This window comes from Roseateles aquae, assembly GCF_032337115.1.
Classification (GTDB): Bacteria; Pseudomonadota; Gammaproteobacteria; order Burkholderiales; family Burkholderiaceae_C; genus Roseateles_C; species Roseateles_C aquae.
Genome location: NZ_JAVXZY010000001.1, coordinates 424765 through 438000 on the forward strand (window position 1 = coordinate 424765; position 13236 = coordinate 438000).

The window sequence follows — 13236 nt, forward strand, 5'->3', positions numbered from 1 at the left end:
AACAGACCACAGAGCCACGGAGCCACAGAGGAAATTGCTAGCGATCTCAGTGCTTCTCTGTGTCTCTGTGGTTGGCGTCTCGGGCTTCAGGGGTTCTTCACGTAGGCGTTGCGACGCAGGTAGAACCACCAGTTCAGTACCAGGCACACGGCATAGAAAACGGCAAAGCCGTAGAAGGCGTATTGCGGCGTGCCGGCCTTGATCTGCTGGCCGATCAGCACCGGGGCGATGAAGGCGCCATAGGCCGCCACCGCCGAGGTCCAGCCCAGCACCGGGCCGGCCTGCTGGCGATCGAAGATGAAGCCGACGCTGCGGAAGGTCGAACCATTGCCGATGCCGCTGGCGGCGAACAGCAGCACAAAGAGTCCCATGAAGGTGGCGAAATACTGCTCCGGCGTCGCCGACTGGTAGGCCTGCAGCATCACGTAGCCCACCGCAGCGGAGGCAATCACCATCACCGCCGAGATGATCTGCGTGACGATGGAGCCACCCACCTTGTCCGAGATCCAGCCGCCCACCGGCCGCACCGCGGCACCGACGAAGGGTCCGATCCAGGCATAGGTCAGCGCCGATGGGGCGTTGGGGTTCTTCAGCGTGTGCTGCAGCACGCCCGCAGCATCAGGCACATGCTGGAAGCCGAAGATCACCGTGATCGCCAGCGGCAAGGCCATCGAGAAACCGATGAAGCTGCCGAAGGTGACGACGTACAGCGCCGTCATCGCCCAGGTGTGCTTGTTCCTGAAGATCTCGAACTGCTTGGCGACGTTCTCCTTCATCGTGCCAAAGGCAGCCAGCTTCATCACCAGCAGCGCCGCGATGATGTCCAGCGGGATCGCCACCCACATATTCAGCAGGCCGAGGCCCGTCGGTGCCGGCAGGTAGAGGTAGAGCATCGCGATCGAGGGCACGAAGGCGAGCGAGTACAGGTAGATGATCTTGAAGAAGGCCGTCAGCGGCGAGCCTGCGGCCGGCGTCACCGTCTTCAAGTTGTTCATGCCGAACCAGCACAGGATGGACAGCGGCACCAGCGACAGCACCCAGGCAAAGCCGGCATTCTGGATATAGGTGGGCGTGCCCGCCTTGATCTTGCCGAAGATCCAGCCGCTGTCCTTGATCAGCGCCTTGGCCTCGCCGCCGAAATCCCCGAACAGGCTCAGCGTCATCACCAGCGGAATAACGATCTGCATCGTCGTCACGCCGAAGTTGCCGAGGCCGGCATTCAAGCCCAGCGCCGTGCCCTGCAAGCGCTTGGGGAAGAAGGTGCTGATATTGGACATCGAGGAGGCGAAATTGCCGCCGCCGACGCCCGACCACAACGCCATCAACTGGAAGGCCCACAGCGGCCAATCGGGATGCTGCAAAGCCATGCCGGTGCCGATGGCGGGAGCCAGCAGCATCGCGGTGGTCAGGAAGATGGTGTTGCGCCCGCCGGCCATGCGGATCAGGAAGGAGGCCGGGATGCGCATCGTCGCGCCGGAGATGCCGGCAATCGCCGTCAGCGTGAACAGCTCTGCCTGGCTGAAGGGAAAGCCGAGGTTCAGCATCTGCACGGTGATGATGCCCCACATGCCCCAGACCGCGAAGCCGCACAAGAGCGCGGGAATCGAGATCCAGAGATTGCGATAGGCAACACGCTTGCCCGTGCGTTCCCAGAACTGTTCTTCTTCGGGGCGCCAATCCTGGATGTCAGCGCCATCGGGCTCAGAGCGTACGCCCTGTCCAAGCATTGTGTTCATGTGTTTCTCCAAGTATTTCGGGCCGAGCGCCGGGCCGCTCCCAAGCCGGCCCGCGTCCCCTCGGGGGACCGCTCGGCATTGCCCACGTCCAGCGCGGCAAGGCCGGGCGAGGGGCTCACGCCAACGGCGACACCGGTGCGTTCTTGCCCATCATTTCGGTGCGGCGCACCTCGGTCCAGTACATCCAGATCAGCGAGACCCAGACGACCCCGTACATCAACATGAAGCAGCTGGAGCGGATGCCGGTCAGGTCCATCAGCGCGCCGAACATGATGGGCAACACAAAGCCGCCCAGGCCGCCGGCCAGGCCGACGATGCCGCTGATCGTGCCGATATTGGCGCCGTAGTCGTCGCTGATGTACTTGAATACGCTGGCCTTGCCGAAGGCCCAGGCGATGCCCAGCAGGAACATCAGCGCGGTGAAGGCGTAGACGTTCAGGCCGATGTGGAAAGTCTTCAGGCCGTTGATGGTCTGGATGCTGAAATCCGTCTGCGGATAGCTGAGGATGAAGAGCACGATCCAGCTCACCCACAACACCCACCAGGTGACGTTGTGGGCGCCATGCCGGTCCGACAACCAGCCGCCGATGGCGCGCAACACACCGCCGGGCAGCGAGAAGCAGGCCGCCAGCAGGGCCGCCACACGGATGTCCAGGCCGTACTCGCCGACGTAGTACTGCACCATCCACAAGCTCATCGCCACATAACCACCGAAGACGATGCTGTAGTACTGGCAGTACTTCAGCACCTTGGGATCCTTCAGCGCCTTCAGCTGGCTGCCGAAGCTGGCCTGGCTGACGACCAGATGCGAGTCATCGCTGGCGCTGAACAGCCAGAACAGGATGGCCGTGCCCAGCAGCACCGCGGCATAGACCTGCGGCACCATCACCCAGCCAAAGCCAACCACCAGCGCCGGTGCGACGAACTTGTTCACCGCAGCGCCCGAGTTGCCGGCACCAAACACCCCCATCGCGAAGCCCTGCCGGCTCTTTGGGAACCAGCGCGCCACATAGGGCGTGCCGACCGAGAACGAGCCACCGGCCAGGCCGACGAAGAGGCCGATGGTCAGGAAATGCCAGTAGGCAGTCGCATAGCTCATCAGCCAGATCGGCAGCACGCAGCTGAGCATCAGCGCGAAGAAGACGATGCGGCCGCCGTAGCGGTCGGTCCAGATGCCCAGCGGCACCCGGATCAGCGAGCCGGTCAGCACCGGCGTGGCGGTCAGCAGGCCGAACTCGGTGGCGTTCAGCCCGAGCTGCTTCTTGATCGGAATGCCGATCACGCCAAACATCATCCAGACCATGAAGCACACGGTGAAGGCCAGCGTGCTGACGATCAGCACCGACAGCGCCCTCCCCCTGGGCTGGGAACTTGCAGACATGGGCTTGCTCCTTGATTGCATGTGCTGCACTGTCCCGCAGCGCGGCGGCACTGCCCATCCTTCGCTAGCAGGGCAGCGAAGCGGCAGACGGACGAGGGGGCGACAGCTGACCATCGTTCGAAAGAACTACTGCCGCCGCTTTCACGGCTGAACTTGCACCAGATCAAATCCACAAAGTTGAGTGGAAAGGTCAACTTCAGGGCAGGAGGAAATTCCATGCGTCACACCGCCCATGCCGTCCCTGCGTTCCGGCTGCCCCCCACGGCCCTGCCCGGCGAGCTGCCAGCGCCCTGCGCTGGCGATCACAAGGCGGCCGCAACGATGCCGGCCGCGTTTCCCGCTTCACAACATCCCGCTTCACCACAGCCTGCGCACGCAGCCGCCCATCAAGCGCTGCGCCGGTCACTGACCAGTGCCAACGCCACACTGCCCGCCGAGGCCCTGCTGGCCGAGTTGGCCGGCGCAGGCCAGCTGCTTCGCTTTGTTGCGCGCCAGACGCTGTTCAGCGCGGGCGACGCCGATCCGGCGCTGTGGCTGCTGATCAGTGGCAAGGTCTCGCTGGGCAAGCATGATGCGCAGGGGCGGTGGTGGCAATCACGTGAATTCGGCCCGGGCGACTGGATCGATCTGCACAGCGCCTGGCTGGCGCAGGCCCATGCCGAAACGGCCCAGGCCCCGACCCCGGCCGTAGCCCTGGTGCTGCCCATCGATACCGTCGAGCGCTGCTGCGACCGCCACCCCGAGCTGGCCCTTGCGCTGCTGCGCTGCATGGCGCAGCGCGCCCGTGGCATCACGCTGGACCGCCAGGCGCTGCTGACCAAGGACATCAATGGCCGCCTGGCCGGCTGGCTGCTTGAACAATCGGCACAGGCCGGTCAAAGCGACGAGTTGCAGCTGCAGGTGCAGAAAAAGGACCTGGCTTCGCAGCTGGGCGTCACGCCGGAGACGATCTCGCGCTGCCTGCGTGCGCTGCATGAGCAGGGCATCACCAGCATGGACCGTTACCAGCTGCGCATCGTTGACCGGGCCGCCCTGCAGGCTCTGGCCGAGCGCCAGCCGAGTCGCTACTCGCGCTGAACACCAGGCGCCGCCTTGGCATAGGCACTCAATGCCGGTGCGGGGCCAGGCGTTGCAAGGCCTCGGGCAGGGCCTGGCGCAGCTCGGCGTAGCGCAGCGGCTGCCCGCCGACCTCCAGAACCAGTTGCTGCGCCGCCGCCTGGCTGGCCACGGCCGGCAGATTGCCGCCACGCATGGGCCCGTGCAGGGCGGAGCCGGCGATATAGAACGCCTGGCGAGCATCCAGCCAGCTGCCGGCTTGGTAGTCGCTCACGTAGAGCGCGGCGACATCGGCGCGGTGATAGCCTGGCGCATAGCGTTCCACCCTTTGGAGATAAAGGAACAGGCTCAGCGGCGAATCGAGAAAGTGCGCCCGCCCGTCGGCGAATATCAGCTGTGCCGCCCAGCGCGGCTGACGGGCCGGAAACATGCCGCAGACCGGGCAGCGTGCCTGCGCCGGAATCGGGCGTGCGGCCAGCAGCGGCAGACTGCTGCCGGGCTGCCAGGCCAGTGGCGGCGCCACGATGCAAACGTCGTCCGGCAGCGCCTCGGCGCCCGGCTCCGGGCTCGAATCATGCCCCGATCGCCAGGCCGCCGAGCCCAGCAATGGCAGGCCGGCCAGTGCAGGCAGCAGGCCCAGGCGACGCAGCAGCAATCGGCGCTCGTGCATGGCCCTGCTCACATGCGGCTGTCGTGCAGTGCGCCGCCGCTGAGGTCGACCATCTCCGTGCGCAGCTCAGCGAAGCGCAGCACCCGGCCGCCCCACTGCGTGGCAAAGGCCTGGGCCGCGGCCACGTCGGCAAAGCTGGCCGCCGTTGGCCCCATCGAGCCCTGTCGTTTGCTGCCCAACACATAGACCGCCTGGCGGGCATCGATCCAGTGGCCCTGCGGCCGCTCCCAGTCGGCCTTGGCCATGTCCTGCACATGGGCGCTCGCCACCGGCTTGAGCTGCTCGGGCTTGAGCAGCGTCGACAACAGCTCGACGCTGTCGCAGAACCAACTGGGCTGTGCGTCACCGCGGTAGCGGATCTGCCCCTTGGGGCCGGGGTAGTCACCCAGCAGCATGCCGTCCAGCGAACAGCTGCTCTGGCCATCGAAGTTGCCGGGCGCCGCTGACGTCGCGCTGTCGGCCGCCGGGCTGCAAGCACTCAGGCCGGCGAGACCGGCAAGACCGGCTGTGGCCAACGCGGCACAGGCACAAAAGAATTGACGGCGTCCCTGCCGCAGTGATGCTTCATTCATGGCTTGAACCTCCAGGCCGCCAGGGCCAAGGGCGCGACGATCCAGGCCAGCACAGCGCTGCCCATCAGCACTGGGCTGCCCAGGGCGGGCGGCACCACGCTGGCCAGGCCGTAGAGCCGGCGCACATCGTCGAGCGAGAACACATTGAGGATGCGGAACAGGTCCGCCGGATTGAGCAGCAGCAGATAGGCAAAACGATCGCCGCTGAGCCAGCTGCCGAGCTCACCGCCGCTGGCCACCAGCAGGCCCAGGAGCAGCAGATCAAACACCAGCACCATGAAGAACCACAGCGCAATCGCCTGGCCGGAGGCCCGGGTGCGGTCCTGCGCCAGCACCGAGATCAGCAGCGCCAGGCTGAGGAAGCTGAGTCCAAGCAGCACCGAGCTGAGCACGAAGCCGCCATAGTGATAGAGCCCCGCAGCGCCGAAGCTGTGGCCCAGCAAGGCGGCGACCAATGCAAAGCCCGCCAGCGTCGACAGGCTCAGCGCCGCGGCCAGGCCGAAATACTTGCCCAGCAGCAGCTCCAGCCGCGTGATCGGCAGCGCCAGCAGCAGATCCAGCGAGCCACGCTCGCGCTCGCCGACAATGGCGTCAAAGCCCAGCAGCAGCGCAATCAGCGGAATCAGATAGATGACCAGCGAGACCAGGCTGGCAATCGTCGCCTCGATCGAGCGCGGGCCGATCTGGCCCTGCGCCGCGGCGCCGAAATAGGTGATGGCCAGCGAGAACACGGTGAACACCAGCGCCACCGCCAGCACCCAGCGCTTGCGCAGCCTATCGCTGAACTCCTTGCCCGCTACGGCAAGAATCTGGCCCAGTTGCAAGGCGCTGCTCATGCGGCCTCCCGCAGTTCGAAATAGAGGTCTTCCAGCGTCGTCTCCTCGATCTGCAGATCAAGCAGCGCGAGGCCACCCAGCAGGCGCAGCAGCGGCATCTTCAAGCTGCGCGGGCAGTCCAGCGTCAGCTGTTGCGCAGCGTCACGCTGCCAGTGCAGCGTGGTGGCCTCGGCCAGCCCGGCCAGCTGCTGCGGCAGCGTGTCGAGCAGCGCCGCCTCGGCGCGCAGGCACAGGCGCAGCGGCCGGCTGGAGCGTTCACGCAGCCTACCTACCGTGCCCTGCGCGCACAAGCGGCCTTGCGAAAGCATGGCCAGTGCGTCAACCCGTTGCTCCAGCTCGGCCAGGATGTGCGAGCTGATCACCAGGGTGACGCCACGCTCTCGCAGTCGCTGCAGCTGCGCGTAAAAGTCCCGGATCGCGGTCGGGTCCAGCCCGGTGGTCGGCTCGTCCAGCAGCAGCAGCTGGGGCTCGCCGAGCAGCGCCTGGGCGAAGCCGAGGCGCTGGCGCATGCCCTTGGAGTATTCGCGCACCGGCCGCCGCCCAGCCTCGGCGAGGCCGACCTGCTCCAGCAGACCCGCGCATTGCGTCGCCGGGGCCCCCTTCAGCCGGGCGAAGAACTGCAGGGTCTCCAGGCCATCGAGGTTGTCGTAGAGCACCAGGTTCTCCGGCAGATAACCGACCCGACGCCTGGCCTCACGGAAGTCGGCCGCGCCGACCTCGCTGCCGGCCACCCACAGCCGGCCCTGGCTGGGCGAAATCAGGCCCAGCAGCAGCTTGAACAGCGTGCTCTTGCCAGCGCCGTTGTGGCCGATCAGGCCAAACAGCTGGCCTGCTGGCACGCTGAGGTCGATGCCGTCCAGCGCCTTCACCGGCGCCCGTGCTGACCCATAGTGCTTGGCCACGCCCTGCAGGCGCAGCGCCTCAGTGGAATTGCTTGCCACGCCATTCACTCCAATCCTTGTGTTGCGGCTGCATACGCGGCCGCGCATCGATCACGCTGGGCACACGCAGCACCGGAAATTGCTGGCCCAGCAGGCGCAGCGCCTGCACCGCCGGACTGCCCATCAGCAGACGCACGCTCGGGTAACGCCATTGCAGGCGATCAACGAGATCGTTGGCCTCGTAGGGCAAGTCGCCAAAGCCGTCGCCATCGCGGTCCCAACCGAGGTAGTTGCTCCAGTGGTTGCCACCCTCGTCGGCAGACGGTGCCACCGCGCCCGGCAGGCTGCCCCAGCGCTCATCGCGCGCACCGACGTAGCGCACCTGCTCGCGATTGGCAATGAAATCGTTGTGCTCTACGCGATTGCGGGTCGAGCCAGCCGAGAGATGGACGCCGACCTGGTTGTCGACGATGAGATTGCCGCGCAGCTGCGCGTACTCGACGTCGTAGATGAAGAAGCCGCGGCTGTTGCCGGCGACGATATTGTTTTCGATCACCGAGTCCTGCAGCGTGCGCAGCATGATGCCGAAGTCGCTATTGCCCCAGGTGCGATTGCCACGCACCGTCTGCTCACGCACCTCCATCAGCGCCAGCCCGCCGCGGTTGTGGTAGCTGTCGTTGTCCTCCCACAGGTTGTAGTAGGAGTTCATGTAGTGAGTGCCATAGCGGCTGTGGTGCAGTCGGTTGCGGCGGAACTCGGCGTGGTGCGAAACGTCGACATACAGCGCATCGCGGACAAAGCTGATGTTGTTGCCGATGATGCGGGCCTTCTGGCTGTTATAGAGCTGAATGCCGTTGCCCCGCTGCGAGCTGTTGATGTCGCGCAGGCCGGTGATGAGGTTGCCCTCGATCCGTACTTCGTCGGCCTTCTCTATCCACAGGCCGAACAGGTTGTAGGCCAGATCGCAGGCCTGGACCACGGCCCGATGCGCGCCCGGCTGCAGATAGATGCCAGCATGCTGGTCCTTCAGGCTGTGCCCACTGTCGCGGACGATCAGACCTTCGATGCGCACGTCGGCTGCAGCCACGCGGATGGTGTCGCCGCGCTGCCCGCCGCTGATCGTCGGGCGGTTCAGGCCACGCAGCGTCAGCGGCTTGGCAATGCGCAGCGACTCGTCGTAGAAACCGCGTGCAATCTCAACCACATCGCCAGGCTGCGCCTGATCCAGCACCGGCTGAATGCGTTCACCCGGCTTGACCGACCAGCTTGCGGCGCTCACGGCGCTACAGGCGCTGGCAATCAGCGCCAAGGCAAGGCGGCGCCAGCTGCTCACTGCAGACCTCCGAAGGACTTGAGCAGCAGGAACAGGCCTGCGCCGAGCAGCAGGTTCTTGAAACCGACATAGCTGAGCATGTCCATCACACTGGCAACGCGGTAGTTCGCCTGCCACCAGGGGCCGTCCTTCACGTAGCGCCGACCTTGCAGGCGGATCAACACCTCATAGGCGCTCCAGCCAAACCACCACAGGATCACTGCCAGGCCGGACAGCCGCCCGGTGGCCGCCAGCGCCCACACCACGCAGGCCGCCAACGCCAGCGCGATGCCGCCCAGCAGCAGCGCACGCGGGCCGCGCAGGCTTTGCGGGCTCCAGGGCCAGAGGTGGTCGCGCAGCTCCAGCAGCAGCCAGGCCAGGCCCCGCGCGTCGGCCTTGTGCGGCGGCGCATGCGGCTCGGTCGGCAGGCGCGGGTCCGGCCCCTGAGCCACCTTGGCCGGCAGCGCGGGCGCCACCGGCGTGATCGGGATGAAATAGCCGTCGCGGCCGATCGGCGTGATCAGGAGCCCATCGCGTTCGCGACGCTTGCGCTCTTTGGCCAGCGGCGGGCAGCCGGCGGCATCGGTATAGAGCACCATGCAATCGAGGCAGTGCAGGCATTCGCGGTGGTCGATGCGACCGGCGGCGTCGATGGCCTGCGCACCGCAGCCAACGGCGCAGGCCTTGCAGCTATTGCAATCCATCTTGCGGCGCAGGCCAAACCAGCGGAAGGTGCTGGGCATGGCCAGCGCCGCGCCCAGCGGGCAGATGTAATTGCAATAGGGCCGCTCGACGAAGAGCGAGAGCCCGAGCAGCGTGGCCACGAAGAGGCCATAGGGCCAGGCGCGGTTCAGTACACCGACCAGAAAGGTCGTCTTGAACGGTTCCACCTCAGCCAGCATCTCGGCCGTGCTCATCGACACCAAGGAGACCGCCAGCAGGCCGAAGAAGATGCCGTATTTGAGCCACTTGAGCCTGTCGTGCAGCGCCTGCGGCACGCGGCGCTGCCAGCGCTTCAGGCCCAGCTTACCGCCCAGTTTGTACAGCGCCTCCGACAGCGAGCCGAAGGGGCACATCCAGCCGCAGAACAGACCGCGCCCGAACAGGAAGACCGTCAGAATGATGAAGATCCAGAAGACGAAGATGAAGGGGTCGGACAGGAACAGCGACCAGGTCCACTGGAACAGCAGCGCGTGGAACCAGGTCAACACCTGCGTGATCGAGGGCTGGGCCATCACACCAAAGCCGACGAAGGCGATGGACAGCGCCCAGGCGCTGTACTTGAAGACGTTGACCGGCCACTTGTTGCGGTGCGTGGCGCGGCGGGTCAGCCGCTCGCGCAGGGCATAGACGACGGTAACGCCCAGCAGCAGCACGATGAAGGCAGCGATACCCGTCGCGCGGGCCTTCCAGACACGGCGCCAGGGCGCGTCGTCCTCTTCCACGGCGAGCCGGCCACCTTGCATCAGCTCGGCCGGCAGCCAGTACTTGGCCTCGAAGGTGGCGAAGCTGCGCTGACCAGTGGCGCGGTCGACACGATTGCCCAGGAAGGCCAGCTTCCAGGGATAGGCGGCCGAGAAGCTCGGGGCACGCACGATGAAGATGGCCGATTCCGAATAGCTCGGCGCACCAGCGGCGTCGAGGCCATAGAGGTTCAGGTAGTCCAGATCGCGGAAGGTGAAGGACTGGGCCCCCTGCCGCAGCTGCACCCGGTCGTAGATGCCGCCACGCACAAAGCCCGAGCCCTTGAACGACTCGGCACCTGCGGTACGGATGATGAAGAAGGCCTGCTCGTGGTCTTTCAACCGGCTGCGCAGGTTTTCATAGCCGCTGGCGCCCAGCAGGCTGCGGCCCAGATCGGGATGGTTGAGATCGCCGAACCAGAGTTCGATGAAGGGTTCGCTCGCGCGATCCAGCCCAACCTGCTCGGGGCGCACCTGCAGGCGCTGCACGGCGCCCAGCTTCACCAATTGCTCCCAGCTGTAGCGCGCGCCGGTCTCAACCGGCTTCAGTGGCTCGCGATGCACCGGCGCAATCAGCCCGACCTGGCGCGCCACCGCGCTGCCAGAGAGCTGCATCACCTGGTTCTGCGCAATCACCGTGACCGTGGCGCCGGAGATCGCATCGACGCCTAGCACCTGCTCCTCGGGCCGCGCCGGGCCGACCTCGATCCTGTCGCGCACCGACTTGCCGACGTACTGGTGGTTGAAATTCACCAGCGCCGCTTCGGGAATGCCCAGCAGCAGAATCGGCTCGGAATGCTTGAGCACCTTGACGCCCACATAGCGGCCTTCACGGTCCATGCCGATCAGGGTGACCACCGGCTTGCCCGAATAGGCCGGCGTGTCGGTGATGTCGGTGGACAGCATCACATAGCCCAGCAAGGGCCCATGCGCCTCGCCATTGGCGGCCGGTCCATAGGCCTCGACATAGGGTGGCTGCCCCATCCGGGCCGAAAAGCTCACCGCGCCGGGAAACACCGCCGCGCAATCAAGCTTTGCGCACAGCTCCGGCGCCGTCGCCAGATCGTCCGGCAGATGCGCCTCATAGGCCTGATGCGCGCCCCGCTCCTGCGCCCTGGCCCCAGACCCTTGATCCGCCGCAAGCGCCAGACCCACAAATCCGCCAAGAAAAAGCGCGGCCGCAAAGGCCGCGATCAAACGAAGAACTACCGGCATCTTCTCTTTCCCAACCTGCCGCATGGTCTCGAGTCACCCGGCAAGCACTCCCCCCGAAATGTGTCCGGCGCAGCCCGGACACCCCCAGCGACATCCGAGGATCCGGCTTTGCCGGTCCTACGGATGTGCCCCCTTGAGGGGGCGCGCGAAGCGCGTAGGGGGTGGTCCTTTACTCGACGATCATGCGGGTGCGCATCTCCAGGTGCAGCGCATGGCAGAAGTGCGTGCAGTAGCACCAGAACACGCCCGGCTTGTCGGCCACGAAGCTGACCGAGGCCGTCTCCTGCGGGTTGACGATGAAGTTGACGTTGTATTTGGGGATGGCGAAGCCGTGCGTCAGATCCTCGACCTTGTCCAGGTTCGTCAGGATCAGCGTCACCTCGTCGCCGCGCTTGAGCTTGAACTCGCGCATGCTGAAGGCCGGCGCCAGCGAAGTCAGGCGCACGGTGACCTTCTTGCCATTGCGCTCGACACCGGAGTCCTTCGGATCCTTCACCGCCAGCGGGAACTCATCCAGGGTGTAGACCTGCTTGGGCTTGAGCAGATCGCGCTTGAAGATGATGAAGTCATGCGGCTCGCCACGCACCGGGTGGTCGGCCATCAGCACCATCTTGTCGCCCGAGATGTCGATCATCTGCTCGTTCTCGGGGTGCAGCGGGCCCACCGGCAGGAAGCGGTCCTTGGAGAACTTGCAACCGACCGCCAGGTACTTGCCATCGGCCGCGCGCGTCTCCGACTGGCTGGCGTTCAGGTGGCCCGGCTGGTACTGCACATCGATGCGGTCGACCACGTACTTGGCGCTCTTGTCGCCACCATGGAACTTGATCGCGGCATCGACATTCCACTTCACGACCTGGCTGTCCAGGAACAGCGTCGTGTAGGCATTGCCGCGGCCGTCAAAGGCGGTGTGCAAGGGGCCCAGGCCCAGCTCGACCTCGGCGACGATGGCCTTGTCCGGCGCTTCCAGCTTGCCTTCGAAGTAGTCCAGCACCTTGGCCAGCTCGATCACCGTGGCGGTGGGCGAGAGCTTGCCGGCACAGATGAAGTACTTGGCGTCCGGACTGGCGTTCACGCCGTGCGGATTCTTGGGGACGCTGACATAGGCGGTCAGCGCGGTCTTCGGGTCCTTGTTGGCGTCGCGGGTGCCATCGACCACCGGCACCTTGGAGTCGCCATAGGTCTTGAACTTGCCGGCTTTGACGGCCGCCTCGATGCGCGCCACGTTGAAGAACAGGCAGGCGTCGCGCTCGGCGGACATCATGTCCTCGTACTTCGCGCCCATCTCGGTGTTGTACTGGTTGGTCGCGGCCAGCTTGCCGTCGTAGCTGGTGGCGACCAGATCGCAGTTGCCGTCGATCAGCACCTGCCAGCGCACGTCCATGGTCTCGGCGTCAACGCAGCTGAACAGCGAGCGGTACTTGCTGCCGTCCTCGGTGCCGGTGTTGGGCAGCGGAATCGCGAATTCGCCGCCGCAGAAGACGCGCGTCGTGTAGTTGATCTTCGGATCGACCGGATCGGCCTTGTCCGGGAAGATGCCGTGGAAGCCCTGCACATTGGGCAACTCGGTGATCTTGTCGCAGATGAAGTAGTCGAGCCGGATGCGCGCAATGCGGCTGTTGATCTTGTCGTTCACCCAGGCATAGCGGCCGTCGTAGTTGCCGTCCTTGTAGGAGGCGTGGACATGGTGGGTGTCGGCCACCGTATAGCGCAGGCTGCCGTCGGCCTTGGTGCCCATCACCTTTTTGGACTCATTGGTGATGCCCCAGCCGACCAGCGCGTCCGGGTTGAAGCAGGGAATGCGCAGGATCTCGCGGCCCGAGGGCAGACCCAGCACGCGCACGTCACCGGTATGGCCGCCGCTCCACAGGCCGTAGTAGCTGTCCAGCTCGCCCGGCTTCAGATGCGAGGGATTGGCCGCAGCACTGTGCTGGGCAGCGGCCGCCGAGGCCCCAGCCGCGGGCGCCGCGCCGTCGCCGGACTTCTTGTCGGAACAGGCCGCCACGCCGAGCGTCAACCCGGTCAATGCGGCGGTATTGATGAAGCGGCGTCGTGCCAGACCCGGGGCTTCGGCGCTGTTCTTCTTGTCTTCATTCATGCTCATACCTCGTCGGTGG

At 65.8% G+C, this 13236-nt stretch carries 10 protein-coding genes; 1 reads left to right on the plus strand and 9 read right to left on the minus strand.

The window, feature by feature from the left end; translation table 11 throughout:
* Positions 1–86: 86 nt before the first annotated feature.
* Positions 87–1736: an MFS transporter gene (locus tag RQP53_RS01875; protein ID WP_315648293.1), complete on the minus strand. Its 1650-nt coding sequence runs from the start codon at positions 1734–1736 to the stop codon at positions 87–89.
* A 115-nt stretch (positions 1737–1851) separates the two neighbouring features.
* Positions 1852–3117 carry an MFS transporter gene (locus RQP53_RS01880; RefSeq protein WP_315648294.1) on the minus strand — a complete coding sequence of 422 codons (1266 nt, stop codon included), beginning with the start codon at positions 3115–3117 and terminating at the stop codon, positions 1852–1854.
* 216 nt (positions 3118–3333) lie between these two features.
* Here RQP53_RS01880 and RQP53_RS01885 point away from each other — a divergent pair, with 216 nt between their 5' ends.
* The gene (locus RQP53_RS01885) at positions 3334–4194 is read left to right on the plus strand and encodes a Crp/Fnr family transcriptional regulator (protein ID WP_315648295.1); all 861 of its coding nucleotides are present in this window, start codon (positions 3334–3336) and stop codon (positions 4192–4194) included.
* A 28-nt stretch (positions 4195–4222) separates the two neighbouring features.
* On the opposite strand, the gene RQP53_RS01890 is transcribed toward RQP53_RS01885, so the two are convergent.
* From RQP53_RS01890 to nosZ, 7 genes are all read right to left on the minus strand, one after another.
* Positions 4223–4843: a nitrous oxide reductase accessory protein NosL gene (locus tag RQP53_RS01890; protein ID WP_315648296.1), complete on the minus strand. Its 621-nt coding sequence runs from the start codon at positions 4841–4843 to the stop codon at positions 4223–4225.
* 8 nt (positions 4844–4851) lie between these two features.
* Positions 4852–5415: a nitrous oxide reductase accessory protein NosL gene (locus RQP53_RS01895; RefSeq protein ID WP_315648297.1), complete on the minus strand. Its 564-nt coding sequence runs from the start codon at positions 5413–5415 to the stop codon at positions 4852–4854.
* Positions 5412–6251, minus strand: coding sequence for an ABC transporter permease (locus RQP53_RS01900; protein ID WP_315648298.1), 840 nt, complete (start codon positions 6249–6251; stop codon positions 5412–5414). Before RQP53_RS01900 ends, RQP53_RS01895 begins: the two co-directional genes overlap by 4 nt.
* A complete protein-coding gene (locus RQP53_RS01905; protein WP_434064037.1) occupies positions 6248–7192 on the minus strand; it encodes an ABC transporter ATP-binding protein in 945 nt (314 codons plus the stop codon). The genes RQP53_RS01900 and RQP53_RS01905 overlap by 4 nt, the downstream gene beginning before the upstream one ends.
* On the minus strand, positions 7173–8465 hold the full coding sequence (locus RQP53_RS01910) for a nitrous oxide reductase family maturation protein NosD (protein WP_434064038.1): 1293 nt from the start codon (positions 8463–8465) through the stop codon (positions 7173–7175). Before RQP53_RS01910 ends, RQP53_RS01905 begins: the two co-directional genes overlap by 20 nt.
* Entirely contained in the window at positions 8462–11122 is a 2661-nt protein-coding gene (locus tag RQP53_RS01915) for a 4Fe-4S binding protein (RefSeq protein WP_315648300.1), read from the minus strand. The genes RQP53_RS01910 and RQP53_RS01915 overlap by 4 nt, the downstream gene beginning before the upstream one ends.
* Positions 11123–11291: 169 nt before the next feature.
* Complete coding sequence (nosZ, locus tag RQP53_RS01920) at positions 11292–13217, minus strand: TAT-dependent nitrous-oxide reductase (RefSeq protein ID WP_315648301.1); 1926 nt, start codon at positions 13215–13217, stop codon at positions 11292–11294.
* Positions 13218–13236 lie beyond the last annotated feature (19 nt).